Source organism: Rubripirellula reticaptiva (assembly GCF_007860175.1).
In the GTDB taxonomy this organism is placed as follows: Bacteria; Planctomycetota; Planctomycetia; order Pirellulales; family Pirellulaceae; genus Rubripirellula; species Rubripirellula reticaptiva.
The window spans coordinates 36687-62363 of the sequence record NZ_SJPX01000005.1 but is presented as its reverse complement, the minus strand read 5'-3'; the positions used below and the strand labels follow the sequence as shown (position 1 = coordinate 62363).

Here is a 25677-nt window from a genome sequence, read left to right as displayed (position 1 = left end):
AGCTGTGTCAGCCTAGTTACGGCAATATTTTTTTGCCATAGCTGCCTCTGAAGAAAAGGTAGTCGTAGTAGTCGACTATCCCGTTAGTGTTGAGATCAAATGCGGACAAGTTCTCGTCCGAAGTGCTGGACGAACCGTAGGAACCCCGAAAGTAGAGGAAGTCGACGTATCCCACTTCACGGTTTCCGTCTCGGTCGCCGTACAGCCTAAAGAAATCATCGGTCATTTGGCCGTCGGTTTCGCCGTCGTGGTTCGCATCTAGGTAGTTTCCAGCTCCGTCGTGGATCAGCGATTCATGGATGATCAAACGGTAGTTCCCGTCCTTCAGTGATCCGAACGCGTCGACGGATGAACCCGCGAAAGACAAGACCGCAGCTGTGCTTGTGCTGGCGGGGGCAAGGGTGACGGAAACGATTTGCGTCGGGTCGGTCAAGTTGACGATTTCAAATGCGCCCGGTTCGACAGTTACCGCCGAATCAAACTCGACGGTCACCGAATCAACTCGCGAACGTTGACTGGTTCCATTGGCGATTGTTATTCCATTTCCTGAGGGGCCGTTGGTCGACATCTCGATCAAGTTGTTCACTGACAGCGTCAGTTCTTTTTCCATCAGCACTTGCGAGTTGTCGCCGACGAAGACGCGGACTTGGTAGGTCGGTTGGGTTTCATAGTCGATGACTTCGTTTTGCTTGATGCGCAGTTCGTTGCCGACGATGACGAATTTTTCGTTGTCGTCATCGCCGTTGCCGATGGCTAGGGAGAAGAAGTATTGGCCGATTGGCGATGCGTCGACGGCTGAAAGTTCAGCGAACATGACGTCGGCAGCTGAAGTGTCGATGTTTTCGTTGATTGACGTTGCCGATAGTTCGATGTCCGATGTGGCGAGGCCGGATCGGATTAAGAAGTCGACGCCTGAAATTGTGGCGTCGGCGGCCATGTTGAGTCGGGCTTCGCGGTGGGGAACTTCGGCGACAGCTAGGCCGGATGCATAGCTCGGGTGGTAGGCGGTCGGCAGAGTTCGCGTCAATTGGTTTTGCTGGTTTCGTATTTGAATTTTGCCTTGCGAGCCGTGGTAGTGCTCGCCGGCAGCCGCTCCAGACCCGGCATCCATCCACAGAAAATTGACGTTCGAATCCTCACTGCCATCGACCGGGTCGATCGCAACAACACCGTTGTTGGCGGTGCTAGCGATTAGCTTGGTGCCATCGAAGCTTTCGCCTAACGTGCCCGTCAAATCGAATGTCGACGTGAATGTGGCGACGACGGTTTGGCTGAGTGGCTCGATCTTCAAGATCTTGTTGGTATTCGGTTCGACAACGAACACATGCCCGCCGACAGCCGCGGCGCCGGTGTAGTCGCCGTTGGGCAGTTCTAGGTACGCGAACACTTCGCCAGTATCGGGGTCGAGGCTGTACAGGTCATCCTGTGTCGCGAAATACAACGCGTGCTGATCGAGCGCCAGACCCGCGTTGCCTACATCTTCGGGGGCGTCGAACGTATTGAGCACCGCACCGGAAATCGGATCCAGTTCGCGAATCACCGTCGGGCCGACTCCCGAGCCACTTTGGGTGGTGAACAATCGCGTCGCTTGTCCAGCGGTCGTGACGGATCGCTCGTCCGATGTCGTGACGACTTGAACTTGATGATCGCCCGGCGTGATTCCGGTGAACGTGTAAGTCCCCGCTGCATCGGTCGTCACGAAAACTTCGCCCGCGTCGAGGACTCCGTTGCGGTTCGAGTCCAAGAACACGTCCACGCCGACGCGAGGTTGATCGCCTACATCCGAAATTCCGTCGCTGTTCACGTCATCGAGGATCGTTCCCGAAATCGTCCCCAGCGTCGATCGATAGCCGAAGGACACATCGGCGGTCGTTTGTCCGCTGGAAACGCTGACCACCAACCCGCTGTCTTCATAGAGTCCACCGCCGAAACCTTGGCGCGTAAAGTTAGTCGTCATCGTGCGTTGAAGCACCCAAGCATCGTTGTAAACAAGCGTTCCGCTAGAGCCACTTGAGCCGACAAACAATTCTTGACCGACGGCTGTCGCTGCATAGTCAAAACCTTGAGTCTCCGCGAGTTCGACGACGCTGGTCGTTCGTCCGGTGGCCGGATCGATCGTGAAAGCACGTTGGTCGCTCGCGTAGGCGATGATCGATTGACCGTCGACCGATTCCGACAACGAGGTGCTGAACTGGGGTGGGGTATCCCCAGCAGGAAGCAACAACGTCAACGCCTTGGGTTCAACGAACTGATTCGATTCCGTGTCGAAACGGTAGATCCACTGCTGTTCGCCGCTGCTGGCCAACACATAGATGGCACCGCGAGCCATGACCGGACCGTTGACGAACAAAATGTCATTTCCGACCCACGGTAGCGGCACTGTTTCGATCAGGGTTCCATCGAGTCCGATCTTAAACAAGGAATCAAGTGTGTTATCGATGACAATTAGCTGCTGGCCATCGAACGCGGTGGAGTGGCTATAGGAGATCGGAAGATCGGTGTGAGCAACGGTCATCACGTTGCCGGTTGCCGGATCGATTTCGCGAACGTCCATGATGTAGCCGGTGGGACTATTACCGTCGGTAATGCGGCCAGTCGCAAACAGGCGATCCGCCGAGTAGGAAACAACGGTCGGACGATGATTGGCGGGAGTGATCGTGCGGACCAACGAATTCCCGGTGGGAACATCGGTCAAGACGTAAGATCCATCTGCCTGACTGATTGTTTGAGATTCGCCAGCATCTGGAAAGCCGTTCGCGTTGTCATCAACAAACACGACGACTCCGGCTTGCGGCACCTCACCCGCGTCGACGATTCCGTTCGCGTTCGAATCGATAAATTGCATGCCCGAAATCGTGCCCGTATCGGCAACGTTATCGAAGTCTAGATTTGCAAAGTTGTCGCCGCCGTAAACGCTGATTCGATGAGCCGAAGCTGCAACGGATTCGGCACCAAGAGCTTGGACACTATTGGTAATTTGAACCGGAATCGAGCGGATCAATTGTCCCGTCTGATCGCGAACAGCGATCGATAGCATGAGGCTACCGCTAAACTGATGGGGTTCAAACAACAGCCCGCCCGCACTGGCGATCCCTACGCCCGGATAGATTTGACCCAAGTCGGCGATGACAGATCCAGTGACCGGGTCGATCTGATAAGCGTACGTTCCCGCAGTGATGATCAAGGACTGGCCGTCGGGCGATTCTCCCAAGCCGCCCAAACCGGACTGAGAGTAACCTGGAATCAAACCGTTGAGCTGTATCGAATTGGTGACGCGGCGGGTTTGCAGGTCAAATGTTTTCAGAGTCCCGGTGCTGCTGTCGTGCAGATAGGCGACGGAATCAAGGATCGCCAAACCTTTGTGGACGCCCGATGGAATAGGAATCTCGTCGATCATTTGACCGGTCGCAGCGTCGACTACAAACATCGATGCGTTCTTGGACAAGAAGATTTTTCCGCCCTCGACCGCCATACCGGTCGCCTGGTTCGCCGGGCCTGGGGCCGCAATTTCCTGTAGTGTGACACCTGTTTCAGTGTCTATCTCAGCGATCGTGCTGTCGAGTTGGTTATTGGACGTATAGACGAACAGTCGTGTCACATCACTACCGGCAACGATCGTCGTCCGACCTGAAAGCTCCACTTGCCGCACGATGTGTTCTCCGGCCACCACGTCGGTGATCGTGTAAGTTCCGTCTGCACCAGTCGTCGCGTTTGGTTCGGCGAGATCAAATTGTCCGTTGCCATTGACGTCAATGTAGACCTGAGCACCTTGGAATGCAGTTCCTTCGGTGACCGTACCGCTGACCGTCGACAACATCGAGTTGAATCCGTGGTCGAGCGCCGTCTGGGTTTCACCAGCGGTGACAGAAACCTGCAATCCGTTATCCCGAAAAACACCGGTGCCTATACCGAATGGGTAGGCAGGGATACTCAACGTACGATTGATATTGCCGGTGCTATCGATGACCGAAATCGGGCTGCCGTCGAACGCCAAAAACATCTCGCCGCCGAGGGAGTCACGCGCGTCGACATCAGTAAACTGTTCGCGGCTCAAAATGCCTTCACCGGTAGCGACATCGATTGTCAATGCGACCGCCGAATTGTCTCCACTGATCACGATCGATTGGCCGTCTGCCGATCGACCGACCCCGGTGGTCCAAACCGAAGGAGCGACCAATCCAATCGAAGACGGAGTGATCGATACGGGGCGGCGCGCAGAAAATTGGTTGCCCTCGCGATCGTATTGCATCAGAAACAAATCGCCACCGATCTTCCGTACTGAGATGATCGAATTGCCGATCACCGTCGCGCCGTAATCTTCGGCCGTAAAGAAACCGCCTTCGCCATCGGAGTCCCCCAGCGGTACCGTTTCAATGAGTTCGCCGTCCATCGCGACTTCGTGAACTTGGTCGTTCCAATTGTCGACCACGATGAACGAGTTTCCGTGGAACGTGATCTCCATTCCAAATCGTATCGGAATCGTCGTCGGAATCGTCGCTAGAACGGATCCGTCGATCGGATCGATTTGGCGAATCATCAAGTGGTAAAAACCACCGCCGAGATTGGATCCCCCGTAAGCAACGTAAAGACGGTCTTCGGCCGCGTAGGCATCGCCGACCCGGTAGTGCTCTGGTGCAATCGCTCGCACCGTTTGTGGGCCTGGCGCTACGCCGGTGATCGTGTAGGTACCATCGATTCCGCTGGTGGCTTGCGGTTCGCCAGCGTCGGGCCAGAAGTTACCGTTGGTGTCGACGAAGACCGTCACTCCGGCAACGGGCAATTCGCCAGTGTCGAAAACGCCGTTGCCGTTGGCGTCGGTGAACTGAGTGCCGGTGATCGAGCCGACGGAACTGGCTAGGCCCATGTCCAGTTCGGTCACATCTTGATCAGCCACCACGGTTAACAGCGTTCCGACCCGGCCGCTTGGTCCGGCTGCCAAACTTTCCGCCGTCCCGTAGTAACCGAGCTGCGTCAGGAATCCGCCTGCGGTGTCATGCACCTTGATCCCATAGGCGTTCGATCGGCCTGAATAGATTCGGTTCGATGCACCGGCCAGGCCCGAGCCGACGTCGTTCACGTTCAAGCCAACATCGGATCCCGTGATCAGTCCCGTCGCCGGATCGATGTACAATCGATACTGGTCGGTTGTCGAAACCGCCAACTGGGTTCCATCGGCCGATTCGCCCAGGCCGCTATTGAGGTTGAACCCGCCTGGATGATGAGTGGTGCTGACGTTGAGAGCTTGGATATTAAAGGAAGCGCCCAACGTGTTGGTCGCTAAGTCGTAGGTCAGGATCGTGTCGGTGTTTTCATCCAGTGCGTATAACGTCGTGCCGATCACCGCCAATCCGGTAATGGATTGGTTGGACTGGTTGTTCAGATCAAGCGTGTACAGGATATTCGTCGACAAAGTGCCGTCATTGTTCGGATCGATGACCAGAACCACATCCAGAAATGAATCCATCGCATAAAGATTCGTGCCGTCGAACGCTAAGCCCGACAATTCAACGCCATGCGTCGGGCTGACATTTACGCTCAGGTAGTTCAGGACCGATCCGTCGCGCGGATTGAGTTCGCGGATGCCCTGGCCATACTCGACAAACAATCGAGGGATCGGAGCCACGTCGCTGGTCACGATTTGCGGCTCCGTCGTGATGATCGAAATCGCTGTCTCGCCTGCGATCACGTTGGCCAACAAGTACGAACCGTCGGCCGCGGTCGTATCCGATGGTTCGGACGCCCCGGCCGCTCCATCGCCGTTGTAGTCGGCGAACACGACGAGACCGGCCAGTGGCAGTTCGCCTGTATCCTGGAACCCGTCACCGTTCAGGTCATCGAACAGAATTCCGCCGACGTCCGCACCGTTGAAGTGCGCACCGAAGTCGCCGCTGAACTGGTCGGTGCTAGACGCAAGTGTCCCTGCAAAACTGGCCGAACCGGTGATCAAGAATCCGGTTGGTGGTTGGACTGCGACACTGTAGTTGCCCAGGTCCAAGTTGGTGAACGAAAAAGTGCCGAGTTCGTCGACGCCGGCCGTGTTAGCGTCATCCGCAAGGGTGTGCATGTAGGGCTCGCCAGCGTTGTAAGAGCCGTTTGAGTTCAGGTCGACAAACACGAGCCAGCCCGCCAACCCAGACTCGCCAGCTTGGCGTATGCCGTCCGAGTCGATGTCGTCGAACACCGTGCCAGAGATCTCGGTCAAGTTCGCTTCGATTGGCAATTCAATTTCAAGCGGTTCCGAACCAAAACCCAAAACGAGTGATATCGGATTCAGGAATAGGTGCCCCGGTTGTCCGACGACGGCGACCAAGTGGTTGCCTTCGTCTAAATCGATAAACTCGAATCTTCCTGTTTCATCGTCTGCCAGAGTGCCCGGATCGTCCGCTGTCGTCACGACCGAAGTCTCGCCTGAATCAAAAACTCCATTGGCGTTAGCATCCAAGTAGACCGTGAAACCTGACAGTGCGGCTTCGCCCGAATCGAGAGTACCACTAAGGTTTGTGTCCTCGAACAGCACGCCCGAAATTCGCGTGTCCAGTGGATACATGCCAAAGTCGACCAAGCCGACATCGTTGCTGTCGGCGATCGTCACCCAGCCCATCGTCGGCGTGGTGGCGTGCACGTTGGTTTGCGGGACGATGGTGACGTAGTGATCGCCGATCGGCAAATCGGCAAACGAATAGTAGCCCGTTTCGTCGACTCCGGGCGTGTTCGGATCGTCACGCTGGGACAGCACCGAAGTCTCGCCCGTATCTAGTTGCCCGTTTTGGTTGGCGTCAAGAAATATTACCCATTCGCCCAAGCCGACTTCAGTCCCCGACCACATGCCATTGGCGTCGTCGTCTCGGTAAACGAGGCCCGAAATTTGTGTCAGATTTTCTTCGATCCCCATGTCCAACGTGACGTCACCGCCGGAGTAGACCAATGTCGCCGAACCGGTCGATGCGGCGGTGGTGAACCATCCGGGCTGGTCGGCGACTGCAACGGTGTAAGTGCCAAGCGGCTGGTCGGCGAGCACGTAGTGGCCGGCCGCGTCGGTGATCGCGATCGTTTCGCCAGCGTCTAGTGTCTGGTTGTCGTTCGCATCGATGTACACACTCTGTCCGCCGGCACCCAGTTCGCCTGCGTCGCGCCCGCCGTTCAAGTTTGCGTCGATGTAAACGTCGCCGATGATGTCGCGCAGCGGATTGGTTTCAATGTTGTAGGTCGCCGCGCTCGTGAAGTTGCCGTCGCCAGCACTAGGACCACCGAGTGGAAGTTCGGCGAAGTCCTTGGTGATATTGTCGTCGATCACTTGCAACTGAGCGGTGCCGTTGCCGCTGCCAGCATCGATCGTCACGATGTAGGATGCGCGACTGCCGTTGGTTTGGATGCTGTCGATCGTCGCCCCGGTCAAGCCAGTCGTGACCAAATTCAAGCTGCTTTGTGCGAGGTAGACGGGCTCGTTAAAGTCCAACTGGTAGCGGACGGAGGTTCCGGACGTATTGGTCGAATCGAGTGGTGTGATCGCCGTCACGACCGGTGCCTCGTTAATGCCGGTGACGCTGAGCGAAACCGTGGCCGGAGCGGATAGCAGTCCCAGCGGATCGACGGCGCGATACGTGAACAAGTCGGGGCCGGTGTAGCCGGTGTCGGCGACGTAGATCACGCTGCCGTCGCTGCGCAATTCCAGTGTCCCGTGATTCGGGCCTGTTTCCAAAACCGCCGATAGAGCATCGCTATCGTCATCGACGTCGTTGGTCAGGATGCTGTGCGCGTAGGAGGGACTTGAGTACACCAGCGTGCCGGTCAGTCCGGGTGACGTCGGCGTGATGTTGGCACCACATTGCTGTTGAAAACTCATCTCCAGCCGTGCGACACGGCCTGATGTTCGCAAGTCCAAAGCGTCGATGTCGAAGTCGCCCAGAATCGTATTGCACCCACGGCCAGTCGCGGAAATGTCGATGCCTGGATTGGCCGGATCGTTGAACGGCCAACGCGTCGCGCCGGTGTAACTGCCAACCGTGATTTCGTCACCTTCCTTGGCCACAAAGTCCATGTCGAAATTGTCGCCGGCAAACCCGCTGGCGCCGGTGTAGTTGTTGACATCGACGCCGATTCGCCATTGGTCGGGACTGTTCGAACTGGTCACCCGGTTGTAGCTGACGGAGATCCCAGAATTGCTGGCATCAAAATCGTACGACAAGCCTTGTCCGATCCAGTCGCCTGAGTCGCTGTTCATGATCAGCGACGTGTTGTTCAGGAAGGCAAAGAACCGTAGCTCGCCGCTCTCTTCGACGTTGAACCAGTCATCATTGGCGACTGGAATCGCCGACACATTCACGGTCACCGTTGCCGAGGCAGAGACGTCGTTTCCGTCGGTTGCCGTGTAGGTGAACGTGTCGGTACCGATGAAGCCCGTGTTGCCGGTGTATGCCAGCGTGCCGTCGCCGTTGTCTGTGACGACACCGCTTGTGGGCTGAGTGAACGACTCGATCGTAAACGGATCGCCTTCCACATCGCTATCGTTGGCAAGCACAGCGATGATGGTTGACGTTTCACGGACGGCTTCGATCGCGTCATCAACGGTTTTCGGTGCATCGTTTTGTGGCGAAACCGAAATGATGACGGTCGCTAAATCGACGTCGCCGGCATGGTCGGTGATCTGATAGACCAGTTTGTCGGATCCAGAGAAGTCGGTCGACGGCGTGTAGGTGACCAGTTGGTCGCCGCCGACGGTGGCGACGCCATATCGAGGTGACTGCAGCAGGGTGACCGACAGCGTGTCGCCTTCGAGATCGGTGTCGCCGGTGCGGGCGTCAAAAGTGATTGCGGTGTCTTCGCTAGTGCTGACCGAGTCGTCGGCCGCCGTCGGTGCTTGGTTGCTGCCAACGAAGAGTTCGACGGCGCCGATGTCCACGGCTGTACCTTGCGGACGAGCGATGCCGCGTGCGTCACGATCGGTTGCAATCGCATTGCTGCCGGCATCGATGGCGGGACTGCCAGCAAGCGGGAGATGCGTCATTGTTGGTCCGCCGTTATCGGAAAGCGATTCAAGCATCGCGTCGGATGGAAAGATATCGCCACTGACACCAAAGCCAGTTGATCCCGAAGTGCCGACGACCAAATTGCCTCCAAGACTTGTGAGCGTCCCGTAAACGTTGGGGCCGCCGTTGACGGACGTGTTGCCCGCAATGATTGAATTGCCGATCTGTAGCGTCTTCGAAGCAGACCCGCCAAAGTAAATTCCACCGCCCCAATTCGGGCTGGAATTGTTGACGATCGTACTGTTGGAAATGTTGGCATCGCCAGTCAGGTACATAGCTCCGCCAAAACCTGAAACGTGGCCCGTAAACGTGCTGTTGGTGATCGTCACGCTCGAACCAGCGTTGGCGTTAATCGCACCTCCGTTGCTTCCGTTGGGCGTCGGCAAGGTGGCGTTGTTGCCGGTGAATAGGCTGTCTTGGATCAGTAAGCTTTGGACCGAATAGATTGCTCCACCGCCGGGTCCGTTGTTGCCGTCGAAAGTGGACGCCAAAATGGTCAACGTGCCTTGGCTACCTGCCGTTGCGATCGCGCCGCCGTCGTTTTTAGATTCGTTGTTCTTGAACGTGGAGTGAACGATCGTTGTGGTGCCGAACAAATCCAACGCGCCGCCGGATCCCGAGTTCGATGAGATCGCGGTGTTGTCGTGAAAGTTGACCTGGTCAAGGTACAACGCTGTTCCGAAGTCTGAACGTAGCCCGCCACCGCGATAGTCGCCCGTCGCCGTTGCGCCCGATGCAGTACCGCCAGTCACGGTGACTCCGTGCATGTGCAGGGCTGTGTAGTAGCCTAAGTCGATCGCGCGGTCACCCAGTCCGGACGCATCGATGACCGTCTCGCTCGCGACTCCGATGATGGTCAGGTCTTCGGTGATGTCCAAATCACCGGACAATCCCACGTCTTCACGACTGCCCGAGATCGACAATGTATAGGTTCCTGCGGACAAGTTGACGTGGACCCGCTCAGGCGACTGGTTGGCCGCCACGATCACTTCACGCAGTGATATCCCGCTGCCGCCTGGACTGGACCTTAGTGCCGCCAACGAGGTCGTATCGCCATCAAGCTCGTCGACAAATGTGGTCGGCGAAATGACAAATGGCGTTGAGCGGAGCGTCGTATGAAGTGGGCTGGAGACATTGCTGTTACCCGCCCCAGGACCGCCCAGCGGGTTTCCCGCACCATCGGTCACCGAGTCGTCGTCGATCAGCGACACGCCCACGGTGCCGACGCCGTCCCCGGTCGTTACGATCACATTGTACGTCGCACCGGAACCTTCGACCCCGATGATTTCGGCGCCCACCAGACCGGTCGACGTGAGCGAGAAATCAGACGTATCTAAACCGCTGACGGATTCCGAAAACGTGGCCACAAACCGAACCTCAAAGTCGCCCGATCGCGATTCGGTGGCGGGTGCCAGCGAAACCGACGTCGGATCCGTGCGATCGATCGTGTAAGTGTCGCCGTCACCAAAACCGCTCAACAATCCGATTGAATCAAGGTCTGTGATCGTCGAGTTGTCGACCAGATTCAATTGCAACGTGCCTTCGCCGGGGCCCGTGGAAACTTCGACCAGATACAGACTTGGCGTCGACTCGGTGACGCTGACCAGCGCAGGCGTCGTCAGCCCGGTGACATCCAAGGCAAAGTCTCCGGCGTCAACACCTGTGACCGGTTTCGAAAATGCAACGGCAAAGGAAACCGTAGACGCGGTTGTTTGCAGCGGGGTGGTCCCAGTGATCGACGATACGACCGGCGGTGTCTTGTTAACGCTCAGCAAGGCCGACCCAGTCGAGCCGTTGTCGCCCGTTCCGGCCAGTGGCTGTCCACCCAAATCGACGATCGAATCGTCGTCGTCCAGGATCAACTGCACCGTGCCTTGGCTAGTCCCGGTATTGACCGTGACGGTGTACTGCGCCGGGCCACCGGTCACGCTGGCGATTGTCGATCCTGTGATGCCAGTTTCGACGAGACTGAAATCAGTCAGGTCAACGCCCGAAACCGATTCGTCAAACGTCAACGTGAACGTTGCCGTGTCGGCGCCAGTCGGATTCGGCCCGTCGGCCAACAGCGAGACGACGGTGGGCGGCGAATTGAAGACACCAAAATCACCACCGTTGTTGTTGACGAAATTTGTGGTGATGTCACGAGCGACGACGGATGTGGTCCCGCTGACACGTCCGAAACGCGTCAAAGCACCGTCGTTGTAGGAAACCGCAAACACTTCTTGGTCATCCGGAGTCACGATGACTTGGCGAACGCCGCTGAGCGCAGAATGAGGGGCTTCGTCGAGCAATGTTTGTACGGCTGTCAATGCACCGGTGGTTTCATTTCGCTGCAAAACGGTGATCGAATGGGTGACTTCATTGGCCAAGTAAATGAATCGGCCATCAGTGCTGATATCGATTCCCGACGCGTCACCCGAACTGTACTGAGTCCGACTCAGATAGTTCCATGTTCCAGTCAGCGGGTCGCGTTGGTACAGACGGATGTAGGAAAAATCCGTTTCGGCGACATAGGCGAAGTTCCCATCCGGCGAGAACGCTGTGTCTTCGCTGTTGTAAACCGTCGTGAAGGTTTGCGTCAAAACCAAGCGTCCCGTGCCTGGGATGACGTCATAGATTTGCAGTTCACGATCGGGATCCGTGGTGACAAATACCTGGGACCCGTCGGGAGTCACGGCAACATTCGCAACTGAATTCAAACCCGATGCACCGTTTTCTCCGCTGACAAACTGTTGCGTCAGAGCGAGTGAACCGTCGCTTTGGTCAATCGCAAACACAGAGAATCCAGCGCTGGGACCGGACGCGTACAACCACCGACTATCGGGGCTGGCCACGAACGAAGTCGAACCGGTCTGTCCCGATGGTCCCGCGTCGCCTGGGTTTAACTTCGATGCAAACGTCAACAGGCCAGTCGCCTGATCTCGCGAGACGACATAGATCGTTGCGGAACTGCCCAGATACCCGAACCGTCCGTCCGGCGTTAACTCGAAGTGACGCGGGAAATTGAGACCGGCAAAGCCAGCCGTCGTCGATCGAATGGACTGCACTCGAGTGAACGTGTCGTTGGAAAAATCACGTTCGAAAACGCCCAGCGTGTGCCCGTTAAGCGACGTTGTGTACAGGTGTCGCCCGTCATCGCTGGCGATTACCGTTTCAGCGCTCAGCAAGCTGATATCCGGTTGTGCCTTGGCGATGAAGTCATCCTTATACGTCAACAAACCGTCGTCTTGCGAAAACGCCACCGGGTTGGTTTGCGTGTGGATCGCGTTGTCGATCAGAATCGAGTAGGTGGTGGTCGCGGCCAGGCCACTAATCGTGTACTGGCCCGATTCATCAACGCCCGTCGTGGAAAGGTTATCGGCGATCGAGACCGCCATCGGCTCTGCGGCGTCACGCAACCCGTTGTCGTTCAAGTCGGCAAAGATGATCGCGTCGGCAAGGCCGGATTCCTCCACGTCACGGCGTCCGTTTTGGTTGGCGTCGCTCCAAATGGTCCCGCGAATCGCCGGCGTATCGATGACCACTACTGACGACACAAAACTACCGTTGCCTGGGCCTGACGTCCCGATACCGCCCAACGCTTTCAACCCAGCGTCGACGATTGAATCGTCATCGGTAAGGTTCAAAGCAACGGTGCCTGGGATGCCGGTCACTCCAATCGTCGCGACGAACACTTGCGGGTCGCTCGTTGGTGTGACAGATAGCACCGTGCTAACGACAGCGCCGGTATCCGTGGTGCTCAGATCGCCAACATCCAAGCCCGTCACCGGCTCGTCGAAAGAGACATAGAAGTCTATCTCCGTCGCGCCCGCAGACGTGTTGCTGAACGGCGCAATGGCTAAAACGTTGGGCGGAACCGAGTCAACCAAAATGCGGTTCGACCGCGCGACGACTGACCCCGTCCCGGCACCGCCGAGTGCTGCCGAATCGGCATCCCGAATCAGATTATTGTCCACCAGTTCCAACTGCAGAAACCCTTGGCCTGTCGGCGTGGAGACTGTTACTGTCCAGTTCGCTCCGCTACCGGTGACCGCGTCGATCGAAGCGTTGGTAAAGGTCGTCTGATGAAACTGGAAAGCCGAGACGTCGACGCCCGTGACGGGTTCGCTGAATTGGACCTGGAAATCCACCGTCGTCGCATCAATCGGCCCCGAAAGTATAGAAGCAAACGAAGTCACCATAGGCGAATCAATCGTTGTCGAGAAGTTCACATCAGCGGCGGTTTCACCAGCTACCAGCTCGACCAATCGAGAGCTGGCTGATCGACCCGCTTGGTCAATCGAAAAGTTGATCAAACGCTTGCCCGTCGTTGCGACAGCATAGACATTGCGACCATCCGGGCTGACAGTGATGCCCTGAGGCGCGTCCAGCAAGGAAACGTCTGTCGTGTTTAGGAAAGTTTGCTGAATTGTCAACGAGCCGTCGGTCGAATCGCGACTCAGATGAATCATCGCGTCGCTTCCGGGCGCCGTCACGAACACGCTCGACCCGTCCGGACTGGTCACTAAAAATTCGGGGCTCAGGGCGCCTAGGTCCGTCGATCCAGCCAACGTGACACCGCCCGTCGTTGGGTCGCGATCGAGTGTCCGGATGAAATTGGAGCTGTCGGCAATGTAGAGGTTCTTTCCGTCTGCTGAGAACGCAACCTGGTAGATCGTGAAATAACTGTTGTTAAAGTCGATCGCGGTTTGCCCCGGACTGAGGGCTCCAGTGGCCACATCGCGGTCGAAGAATTGCAGATCATTGTTGCCCGTGTAGTTGGTAACCGCGATCAAAGATCCGTCCGGTGAGATCGCAATTTTTGCCGGCCCCGGCAGGTTCGTGACTCCGTCAACTCCCTGTTTGACGGTTTGCGCAAGTGTCAACGTTCCGTTGACGGAATTGATGTCGTACACCAGCATCGACTGGGCCTGTGGCGCCACGGCGACCAATTGAGAACCATCAGGGGTCACGACCAAAGATCGCACTTGATCCAAGTCACTATTGTCGCTGAACGTCTCGGCATCGACCCACGACAGTGCGCCATTGGGGGCCACGGACATGACGTTAATTGCGTCAGCGACGCGCGCAGCCACATAAACAAACTTTCCATTGGGATGGAAAGTAACGTCCGTGATTCCGTTCAGATTCGGATTGTAGATTTCGCCAATATGCGACAGCGATCCGTCAATTGGGTTTCGATAAAACGAAGAAACTCGCGAGCTGGTTCCCCAACCTACGACCGCCACGTTTCCGTTGGGTGACACATCAATGTCGATCGGCGATGATCCAGAGATACCGGTCGGTACCGGCAAATTCTCGAACAATTCCAGTGGCAAGGTCCCATCGGCAGCCGTCAGCGGCGAGGATGCTCGGAAATTGCCGGCGATGTCGATTCGAACGTCGACTTGGCCCGTCGCCAAACCGCTAAGAGAGTACGTCCCGGCTTCGTCAATCGAGGTCGTCGACGGATCATCAGCCACGGTCACAGTCGTTGGTTCGCCGGCGTCGCGAACGCCGTCGTTGTTGGAGTCGACGTAAACCGACACACCGGCAAGTCCGTGATCGGCCACATCTCGCAAGCCGTCGCCGTCGACGTCGTCCCACACCGCGCCGGTTAACGTCGCCAAAACTCGCCGTGTTTCCAGCGTTTCCAGGAACAGCCGCCGCCGTTTCTGGTCGCGCACGCGTCGTTTGGAACTGGTCGAAGCTTGACGTAAAACGGATTTGCCCAATGCCATGGCGAACCTTTGTTTTCGAACCAGCCAAAGCGGTCAGCCCGAGTCTTTCGAGTACCTGTACGCAGCAATCCAGAATGAAAATGAATTGAACACTGCTCCCGTATTAGGGGCTCAGTTTAGTGCTTGGCGGCGGCGTTGTGGTGGTTTGACGCACCGTAACGTACGTTTAAGTATGGGCTTGTCGCCGTTGGGGTGTTTGGGGGTGGTCCTGTGGAGGGCCTGGGTGTTTGATCCGCACTGCCATGTAGGTCCGCCTCTCCGAGGCGGAGACTTCGAGGCGGACACGTCGTACGGACTGTCAACAATGTCGCGGGCAGCATAAGTCTGGCAGAGCCCCGGCTCCATGAACGCCGATTCGCTCGTCGGGAAAACCGGCGACGCTGAAATCGGCGGCATTGGGGCTGGGCGAACCGATCATTCCGTGATCACGTACCGTCCGCTATATTTCCATCTGTAACCCCGTCCATGGATCGAACAGGAAACGAATGACCGAGACCCAAACGCCCCGTCGCCCGATGATCGAAGCGGTGGGATTGAGCAAGTTTTATGGTCCGTTTGCTGCGGCTCGCGATGTCACGTTCAGCGTCGGCGAAGGCGAGTTGGTAGCGTTTCTCGGGCCCAACGGTGCTGGAAAAAGCACCACCATGAAGATGTTGACCGGCTACATTGCGGCCAGCGAAGGCACCGCACGGATCGCTGGCCACAACATGATGGAAGACCGGATCGAAGGTTCGCGTCATTTGGGTTATCTGCCCGAAAACGGGCCGCTTTACCCGGAAATGACGCCGCTGACGATGCTGGAGTTCTTTGCCGACGCTCGCGGCATGTCCAAGGCAATGAAGAAAGACCGTATTGAAAAGGTTGTCGACATCTGTGACTTGTCCAGCGTCTTGTACAAGGCCGTCAGCAAGTTGTCGAAGGGTTTCAAGCAACGGGTCGGCATGAGCCAAGCGCTGCTGCACGAACCGGACGTCCTGATTCTGGACGAACCGACCGCTGGCTTGGACCCCAACCAGATTCGTGGCGTTCGGGCGACGATGAAGCGGCTCAGTGAGACGAAAACGATCTTGCTTAGCACGCATATTCTGCAAGAAGTCGAAGCGATGGCCGACCGTGTCGTGATGATCAACGAAGGCCGAGTGGTCTACGACGGCGATGTCACAAAACTGCGAGAAATCGGCAGCGGCGACTTGGACAATGCGTTCCACACGCTAACGACTTCGTCCTAGAAAAATTCAAGCACCTACTCGTGTCTCCGCTGGCGCCGCTGGCGAGGTCTGAATTGCCAAGCATTTCAGAGTCTGCCAAATCCCCGCGAACTTCGCCTGCGGGGGCACGAAGGTTGATCCAAACATTCCCTCCTTACTCAACCAAAAGATCCCATGGCGCTCAATAACGTCACCACTGCACTGCTTAGCTTGCTGGTCTACGACCTGATCTTTCTGTTGATCTTGGTCGCGATCGTTGCGGTCCTCGCCGGCACCAAACGGGCCGCGTTTGCGGTCATGAAACGAAACTTCGTCGGCTACTTCAGCAACCCGACCGGTTACGTGTTCCTGTGTATCTTCGTCTTCTTGACGTCGGTCGCCGCGTTCTGGCCCTACGAGTTCTTTAACCAGAACCTGGCCACGCTCGACCAACTCAATTACTGGTTCCCGCTGATCATGCTGGTCTTCATCCCAGCGATCACGATGAGCATCTGGGCGGAAGAGAAACGCCAGGGCACCGACGAGCTGCTGTTGACGCTGCCGGCCGACGACTTTGACATCGTGATCGGCAAATACATGGCGGCCTCGGCGATTTTCACCGCGTCGCTGTTGTTCAGCCAGATCAGCACCTTCGTGACGCTGGCGATCCTGACCGAAGGACAACTCGACACGGGGCTGATTTTCACCAGCTACCTGGGTTATTACTTCGTCGGCCTGGCCATGATTGCGATCGGCATGATCGCATCGTTCTTGACCGGCAACTTGACGGTCGGGTTTATCCTGGGCGCCCTGTTCAACGCACCGCTAGCGTTTGCCTCGCTCGCTGAATCCGTTTCGCCGAACCAGAAACTGGCTGCGTGGTTGGCCGAAAGCGGCATCGCTCGTCCGTTCGACGACTTTGGCCGCGGCGTGGTCAGTTCCTCGTCGGTCGTGTACTTCGTGCTGGTTTCCAGTGTCGCCTTGTACGTTTGCATGGTCTTGATCGGTCGACGTCACTGGACCGGCGGCAAAGACGGCAACACGATGGCTTGGCACTACATCGCACGTGTGATCGCGCTCGTCGTGATCACGACCGGTGCGGTGACGTTGTTCCGCAACAAAGACATTTACCGCCATGACTTCACCGAAGGCAAAGTGTCATCGCTGGCTTCGGCGACAAAGAAACTGATCCGCGAACTCGACGCCGATCGTCCGATCGTGATCGACGCGTTCATTAGCAAAGACATTCCCGAAGTCTACGCGAAGACGCGTTACGAACTGATCAACCTGCTGAAGGAGTTCCGCAGCGAAGCGGGCGCTCGCGGCCGCGAGATCGAAGTCAACTTGTATGACGACATCGAACTGTTTTCGGACGAAGCCGCGTTGGCCGAAGAACGTTTCGGCATTGCGCCGCAAACTCGATTGGTGAAGGAACGCGGATCGTCCCAGCAAAAGCAATTGATCATGGGCGCGGCATTCAAGTCGGGTCTCGAAAAGGTCACCGTGCCGATATTCGAGTATGGGATTCCAGTCGAGTACGAGTTGGTGCGATCAATCAATACCGTCGCCTCCGGTGCAAGGAAGCGTTTGGGGATCGTCGCCACCGACGCTCGCTTGATGGGCGGCAGCGTGATGACGGGCATGACAGCCCAGCAAGTGCCGCGTCACATGTTGATGGACGAACTAGGTAAACAGTACGACGTCGAAGAAGTCGACTTGAACTCGCCTGTTTCGGCGGACATCTATGCCGCTCTTTTATGCGTCCAACCCTCGTCGCTGGCACCGCCGCAATTCGAACGACTTCTTGAAGCCGTTCGCGCAGGCGTACCTGTGGCTGTTTTCGAAGACCCCGCGCCCGTCGGGGCCGGCTATATCACTCCCACCGGTCAACCCAAGCAAGCACCGGGCGGAATGTTCGGCGGTGGCGGGCAGACACCCAAGGCTGACATTCGCCAGCTTTGGGACTTGTTGGAATTGGATGTGCCCGGTCGTGCTGGAATGCAAGGCATGTACGCACCCGACATTGTTTGGCAACAACACAACCCCTACCCGACGCTGGACGACCAAGCCAACGAGTTGTGGGTCTTCATCGACGAAGAAGCACCCGGTGCCGGTGAAGGGCAGGCTCTCAGCAGCGAAAACGTGATTACGTCGGGCTTGAAAGAAGTATTGGCGATCGTCAGTGGAGCCGTCATGGCCAAGGGCGAATCGACGCTGACTCACACGCCGCTATTGCAAACCGGTGGATTGAGCGGCCTGATCGGCGGGGACAAGATGCAAGAGATCATGTCACGCCGCAGCACGATCGCTCGCGAAGCCAAAGGCCTGAAACCATCGTTGCCAATCGCAATGTCGATTGAAGGCAAAGCGGTCGAAACACCGGCGGCAGATCCTGAAAAGGAAACGACCGATGGCGAAGCCGAACCGGCTGCTGCGGCGAAACCGATCAAGGCAGTTTATGTGGCGGATACAGACATGATGTTGCCTGAGTTCTTGATGATTCGCGCCGACCCCAATACGGTCAGCGAAGCAAAATTCCAATTCCAAAACGTCACGTTTGTGTTGAACGTGATCGATTGGTTGACGGGCGAATATGACTTTATCGAAGTTCGCAAGCACGAACCGATCTTTGCTTCGCTGCGAATGATCGACTCGGTGAAGGAAATCGCTCGGACCGACGTGCGAAACGGCAGTAAGGAATTTCAAGTCGAGTACGACGATGCGATGCGCGAAGCTCAAGAAGCTCAGCAGGCACGAATGAAGGACTTGCAAGAAGAAGTCGAAAAACTGCAAACGCAAAACGCGGACGGACAGGTTTCCCGAGCCGAACTGCAAGCCAAATTGCAAACCTTCCAAACTCAACAAGAGCTGGAACAGCGCAAGTTGGACGTTCGCCGGACCAAGTTGGAACGTGACCGTGAATTGAAGGTTCGGGACATTGAACGGACCGCAGCGGATGAGGTGACCAAGATTCAGAACAAGGTCAAAGCAGCTGCCGTGACATTGCCCTGCATCCCACCGTTGGTCGTGGGTGTGATTGTGTTCGCGGCCCGCCGACTGCGTGAACGCGAAAATATCTCGAAGAGCCGTCTGAAATAGGTATTAGCTGTTAGGGATCGGGTTTTAGGAAACTGGAACCCACCCTCGCACTTGACGCTATTTCTTTGCTTTACCTAACACCTAAAAACCCAATACCTAAAACCTATTTCTATGAACGAAGGCAAAAAAACCGGACTCTTTTGGGTCGCTGCTGTGGCGACGGCCGCCGTCGCCACGTTTGTCTCCTGGCCCCGCGAGGTCGTGCAAACCGACAACGGTGCCGGCCAAATGTTGTTCGAAAAATTCACCGATCCGCTGGCTGCCGCCAGCATGAAGATCGTGACCTTTGACGAAGCGCAAGGCACGCTCGATACGTTCGAGGTCCGCAAGGACAAGGTGTCCGGCCAATGGACGATTCCGTCTCGCGAAGGCTATCCCGCCGACGCTCTCGAACAAATGAAGGATGCTGCCAACGCACTCGTTGGGGTCAAGATTCTGGACATCCAAACGTCGAACGCCGAAGACCACAATGATCTCGGAGTCGCCGAACCGGCTCTGGAAGATCTTGAAGTGGGTGACGAAGGCGTCGGTCGATTGGTGACGTTCAAGAACGAAGCTCAAGAAACTTTGGCGTCTTTGATCATCGGCGATTCGTTAAAGGATGATCCGACCAAACGCTTCGTCCGAATCCCAAATCAGGATCCGGTTTACGTCGTCAAATTTGATGAGTCACCGCTGACGACGAATTTTCGCGACTGGATCGAAGATGACTTGCTGCAGCTGAGCAGCATCGACATCGACAGCCTGGAAATGAAGGACTACACAGCGACGTTGGGGCAGGGCGGCATTTCGCTGAGCCGTAAGTACACCGCCGAGATTGCAGTGGAGGGAGCTCAGTACAGTCTGACCAATTTGCTGGAGTTTGATCCGCGTGATCCTCGCGTTGAACCCAAGAACGTTGAGGCTCCCGAAGGTCAGTCGCTGAACAAGACGAAGCTGAACGAGCTGAAGAATGCTCTGGACGACCTGAAGATCGTCAACGTTTTCCGTAAACCTGAAGGCGTCAGTGCGACGCTGAAGGCGAGCAAGGATTTGCTGTCCGATCAAGCTGCGATTGAATCCCTGGCTCAGCGTGGTTTCTACCCGATCGATGTTGGACCAGACGGCGAAGCGGAAATCTTGTCGGCCAACGGCGAGCTAGCGGTTTCGTTGAAAGATGGCGTCAAGTATCTAATCCGGTTTGGCAACATCGCGGGCGTAAGTGACAGCGGAGATGCGGCGGATGAAGGTGCGGAAAAATCTGATGGTGGCGTGAACCGGTATCTTTTCGTGACGACGATGGTGGACGATTCGAAGTTCCCCGCGCCAGAGCTGCGTGAGATCCCGCAAACATTGGAAGATCTCGAAATGATTCTGAATCCACCCAAGGAGGTCGCGCCAGAGGCTGACACTGAAACTGCTCCGGTTGGTGAAGTGAAAGAGAACAACGCCGAGCCAGCCGATGATCCCGCGGACGAATCGAAGATGAAAGAGGAAGCCGACAAGCCTGCGACCGAAGAAATGGAAACCGAGGAACCAGTGTCCGAGGAATCCGAGGAATCGGCAGCCGAAGAGTCGGTAAAGGAAGAAGCGAAGTCTGAGAACCCAGAAACTGAATCGGCTGAAGAAGCCGCCGAAGAGTCCGGCGAAACCGAAACGGAAGGGCAGGGCGAGGCGACCGGAAAGGGCGAGGCGCAAGATGACGGCGATGATGAAGCAAAGGCTGATTCATTACCGGAAACCGAGACCAAGGCTGATGCTGATGCTGAGGCAAAACCAGCCGACGCTGAGTCTGCTGCTGAAATGGCTGCTGAGGAAACTCCTGCTAATGAAAAACTGACGGACGAGGAACTCCAAGAACGTTTGGAAGCCGAGCAAGAGAAGATCACGAAAGAGAACCAACGAATGTTGGACGCTCGGAAGGATCAGATCGAAATCGCTGAACGCAAAGTGCGAGAACTCAACGAGCGATTCGCCGATTGGTACTACGTCATCCCCGAGGACACGTATTCGAAGTTGACGATCAAGCGTGACGACTTGTTCGAATCCGCAAGTGACGCCGCCGCAGCCGAAGCACCCGGCCAAGGTGGCCCGCAGTTCAACATCCCAGGTTTTCCAGGGAATTAACCGCGGCCCCAACAAACGCAAAGCCCGGCTGGGACGACCAAGGTCGTACCCTGCCGGGCTTTTTTTGTGTCTGTACCGGTACACCAACGGCGTAAACGCCGGGACCGGACAATCATTGATACGACACGCGTCGTAAAGAAGTCGTAAAGAAAACGATTGGCTAGCCGCCCGAACAATGTCGCGATTCGGGCGTTTTCGCCGCCATACCCATGCGGTATTGCTGAAGTGGTTACATCGATCTGCGCCGGCGAAGTAAAACAGGATCTTCTCTGACACAGGAAGACCAATTGAGAAAAATTTTCGCAACCGCAGTCGCCGCCATCGTGCTGGGGCTGACGACGACCTGTGCGGCAGACAAGCCCAACATTCTGTTCATCTCCGTTGACGACTTGAATGATTGGGTTGGATGTCTGGGCGGTCACCCGCAGGCAAAGACCCCCAACATTGACCAACTGGCGGACAGCGGCATGTTGTTCACCAACGCGCACTGCGCGGCGCCGGCCTGCAATCCGTCTCGCAGCGCGATCATGACCGGGATCTCGCCGCACAAATCGGGGCTCTACGACAACCGTCAAAAGATGCGTGAGCTGATGCCGGATGCCGAGCTGATGCCGAAGTACTTTTCGAGGCACGGATATTGGTCAGCGGGTTCTGGAAAGATTCTGCACTACTTCATCGATGCCGCATCGTGGGATCAGTATTACCCGCCGAAGGAAACCGAAGACCCGTTTCCTCGCACGATGTACCCCAAGAACCGTCCCGTCAATCTTCCAGTCGGCGGGCCGTGGCAATACAACGAAACCGACTGGGCGGCGCTCGACGCGACCGATGAAGAATTCGGTGGCGACTGGTTGGTGTCGAAATGGATCGGCGAACACCTTGGCAAGCAGCATGACAAGCCGTTCTTTTTGGCGTGCGGAATCTATCGGCCGCATGAACCATGGTTCGTGCCGCAGAAGTACTTTGATCTGTTTCCGCTCGACGAGATACAGCTACCGCCGGGCTACAAGGCGGACGACCTCGACGACCTGCCTGCGGCCGGCAAAAGCAGAGGCCCGAATCGATACTTCCCGCACATTCGTGAGCATGGCCAGTGGAAGAATGGCATCCAAGGTTACCTCGCCTCGATCGCCTTTGCCGACGCAATGGTTGGAAGAGTCATCAACGCTCTCGACAATGGCCCGAATCGCGATAACACGATGGTGGTGTTATGGAGCGACCATGGGTGGCATTTGGGCGAGAAGCAACACTGGCAGAAGTACACCGCATGGCGAGTTTGCACGCGAGTTCCGTTGATCGTCCGCGTCCCACCCGGCGTACCCGGTTTGCCGATGGGCGCGCAGCCAGGAACGCATTGCGACCAGCCGGTGAACCTGCTGAGTCTATTTCCGACTCTGACTCAGCTCGCTGGCTTGCCTGACAAGTCAACCAACGATGGCCCCAGTTTGCTGCCGCTGCTACGGCAACCGGATAGCGATTGGCCGCATGTGTCGATCACCCATTTGAATAAACCGGGCAACTATGGGCTTAGCGATGATCGGTGGCGTTACATCGAGTACGACACCGGCGAAAACGAACTGTATGACATTGAAAACGATCCGTATGAATGGACGAATTTGGCAATTAATCCCGAGCATGCTGATACGATCGCGGCACTGCGGTCGCGTGCACCCAAAGATTACGCGAAGTACGTGGCAGCAAGCGTCGAAACACTGCCCGAATTGATGTGGCATGCGGCGGCAGATTCAGCGGCACCCGCATCGAATCCAGACGGCGACCCCTTCGATTTGGTGTTCACCAACAAACATGGTCAGCCGGTCAAGGTCTATTGGATGGATCGGGAAGGCAATCCAAAGCCGTACGGGACCTTGGAAGCCGGTTGGCGGAAACCGTACAAGACGCGTCCGGGTGCGGTTTGGATGATCACCAACGCTGACGAAAAACCGCTCGGACACTTCGTTGTTGGCGACCGAACCGCCCACGCGATCGTGCCGGCCAAGTAGATTTGATTTTCCGTTCGTTGTTCATTGCGAGAGATTCAACATGCTTCGTTTTCTTTTCGACCGTTCAAACCACCGTGTCGTGTGCCTTGCTATCGGTTCATTTTTCGGTGCTGTGACCGCCAGCGGAGACGAGCCTGCCGTTCCCGTCTTTAAAGACGGTGAAGCGCAAGTTGTGAAAGCATTCGAAGATTCCGACTATTGGATTCGACATGACTTGTGGGTCGAAACGGAATTTGATTCGGACGGCGACGAAAAGAACGATCGCATGCACGTCAGCGTCACGCGTCCTCGGCAAACCGAAAGCGAAGGACTGAAGCTGCCGGTCGTCTATGTATCGAGTCCCTACTTTGCAGGGACCGGCGACAAAGGCCAGCAGTACTTTTGGAATCCTCGACAAGAAGTAGGTGCCGAACCGCCAGAACGGGAGCACTTTCCGGCCGTTGAGCTGAAAGGAACTCGCCCGATCATTTCAAAATCGCACGTCAAAGAATGGGTTTCTCGCGGATACATCGTGGTGCATTCTTCGTCGCCGGGAACCGGATTGTCGCAGGGCTGCCCAACGATCGGTGGCGACAACGAATCGCTCGCACCCAAGGCGGTTGTTGATTGGTTGTATGGTCGCGGGAAAGGTTTCACGACGCCGGACGGTGACGAGCCAGTCGTGGCCGATTGGTGTACCGGCAAGGTGGGCATGACGGGGACTTCTTACAACGGAACGATTCCGCTTGCTGCCGCAACCACAGGTGTCGAGGGCTTAGAAGCGATCATTCCAGTTGCTCCCAACACGTCTTACTACCACTACTATCGATCCAACGGCTTGGTGCGGCACCCGTTCGGATTCTTGGGCGAAGACATCGACTATCTGTACGACTTTATCCACAGCGGCAATGAGGCTCGGCGTGAGTATTGTGATTGCGAGGTCCGTGACAAAGAGATGGCGGACGGGATGGATCGCGTGACCGGTGACTACAACGATTTCTGGGCCGGTCGCGATTACTTGAACGATCTGCAACCCTTGAAAGCCGCAGTTCTGATGGCGCATGCGTTCAACGACTGGAACGTGGTTCCCGAGCACAGCGTTCGCATTTACGAAGCACTCAAGGCAAAGGGTGTCCCCTGCCAAGCGTTCTTTCATCAAGGCGGCCACGGCGGACCGCCGCCGATGAAGATGATGAATCGCTGGTTCACGCGTTATCTGCACGGCATCGAAAACGATGTCGAAAAAGACCCGCGTGCTTGGATCGTCCGTGAACAGGATGACCAAGACAAACCGACGCCGTATGAAGATTTTCCGAACCCAGCCGCTTCGCCCGTTACCCTATACCTGCAAGCAGGCGCGCCCGAGCAGGGAAGCTTGTCGATGTCGCCGAGCGCCAAGCAGGGAACCGAGACGCTGGTGGACAACTTCTCGTTCGACGGCGACGCACTGGCTCGTGCACCGTGGACCGAACACCGTTTGATCTACGTGTCGGATCCGCTGACGGAACCCGTTCATGTCTCGGGGGCGTCTCGCATCTCCGTCAAAGTGGCCAGCAGCAAACCGGCAGCCAACCTGTCCGTTTGGCTGGTGTCGCTGCCGTGGACAGAGGGAAAGAAAACGCGGATCACTGACAACATCATCACACGTGGTTGGGCCGATCCGCAGAACCACCGATCACTCACCGAGGGTGAGCCCCTCGTTCCAGGACAGTTCTATGAGCTCAGTTTTGATCTTCAACCCGATGACCAAATCATCGCGAAGGGTCAGCAGATCGGATTGATGATCTTTTCCAGCGATCGCGATTTCACACTGCATCCAACGCCAGGTACGAAACTGACCGTCGATCTCGACGCAACCTCGATCACGCTGCCGATCGTCGGCGGCGAGTCACAGCTTCGCGATGCGTTGTCGCCCGCTAAGTGAGCCGAGGGCCGTAAGAGAGCATCCGGCTTAGCTATAAGTGGCGCAAATGTTAGTGGACGAGGCAACGGTCCCGTGCTGCAGGACTCGTTGCCTCGTCCACTACACCAGTGATGGATGCGTCGTTTCTAAGTGGCGAAACGCCCCAAGAACGTTCCTTGCGAAATTTGCTTGACATTCGCCAGCGACTCGGTGTACCATCACGGCAGTACACATGACGTCCACGTTTAGGGGTGACGAATGTTCTTTTCCATTGACCCGTCTGGCGACACGCCGATCTACGAACAAATTGTTCGGCAGGTCAAATTGGGTGTTGCCGATGGCGTATTGGTTGGCGGCCAGATGGTGCCCAGCGTGCGGCAGCTCGCCCATGAATTGGCGATCAATCCGAACACGATCGCGCGGGCTTATACCGAACTGCAAAACGATCTCGTGCTTGAGACACTGCGGGGCCGAGGCATGGTGGTCCGCCGCGACGCGATCAATCGCTGCACCAAGGCTCGCAATACGCTAGTCGTCGATGCGGTTCGCCGTGCGTTGGCCGATGCGATCGCGGGCGGTATGACGGCGGACGAGCTTCGTGCTTTGTTTGAAGTTGAACTGGCAAAACAATCCATTGAATCGGAGTCTTGAAGC

7 protein-coding genes are annotated in these 25677 nt (G+C 56.6%); 6 read left to right on the top strand and 1 reads right to left on the bottom strand.

The features are described 5' to 3' along the window. Window positions 1–16: 16 nt before the first annotated feature. Window positions 17–14746 (bottom strand): SdrD B-like domain-containing protein, encoded by a 14730-nt coding sequence (locus tag Poly59_RS21400; RefSeq protein ID WP_146536169.1) that lies wholly within the window; start codon window positions 14744–14746, stop codon window positions 17–19. A gap of 485 nt (window positions 14747–15231) precedes the next feature. Here Poly59_RS21400 and Poly59_RS21395 point away from each other — a divergent pair, with 485 nt between their 5' ends. The 6 genes from Poly59_RS21395 to Poly59_RS21370 all read left to right on the top strand — a co-directional run bounded on the left by Poly59_RS21395 (window position 15232) and on the right by Poly59_RS21370 (window position 25674). Beyond that, complete coding sequence (locus Poly59_RS21395) at window positions 15232–15975, top strand: ABC transporter ATP-binding protein (RefSeq protein WP_146536168.1); 744 nt, start codon at window positions 15232–15234, stop codon at window positions 15973–15975. Between the two features lie 153 nt (window positions 15976–16128). Then, window positions 16129–19032 carry a Gldg family protein gene (locus Poly59_RS21390; protein ID WP_146536167.1) on the top strand — a complete coding sequence of 968 codons (2904 nt, stop codon included), beginning with the start codon at window positions 16129–16131 and terminating at the stop codon, window positions 19030–19032. 111 nt (window positions 19033–19143) lie between these two features. Then, window positions 19144–21138, top strand: coding sequence for a DUF4340 domain-containing protein (locus tag Poly59_RS21385; protein WP_146536166.1), 1995 nt, complete (start codon window positions 19144–19146; stop codon window positions 21136–21138). A 287-nt stretch (window positions 21139–21425) separates the two neighbouring features. Continuing rightward, entirely contained in the window at window positions 21426–23141 is a 1716-nt protein-coding gene (locus Poly59_RS21380) for a sulfatase-like hydrolase/transferase (RefSeq protein WP_186776437.1), read from the top strand. A gap of 40 nt (window positions 23142–23181) precedes the next feature. Beyond that, window positions 23182–25044, top strand: coding sequence for a Xaa-Pro dipeptidyl-peptidase (locus Poly59_RS21375; RefSeq protein WP_146536165.1), 1863 nt, complete (start codon window positions 23182–23184; stop codon window positions 25042–25044). Between the two features lie 237 nt (window positions 25045–25281). Next, entirely contained in the window at window positions 25282–25674 is a 393-nt protein-coding gene (locus tag Poly59_RS21370; RefSeq protein ID WP_146536164.1) for a GntR family transcriptional regulator, read from the top strand. Window positions 25675–25677: the final 3 nt, after the last annotated feature.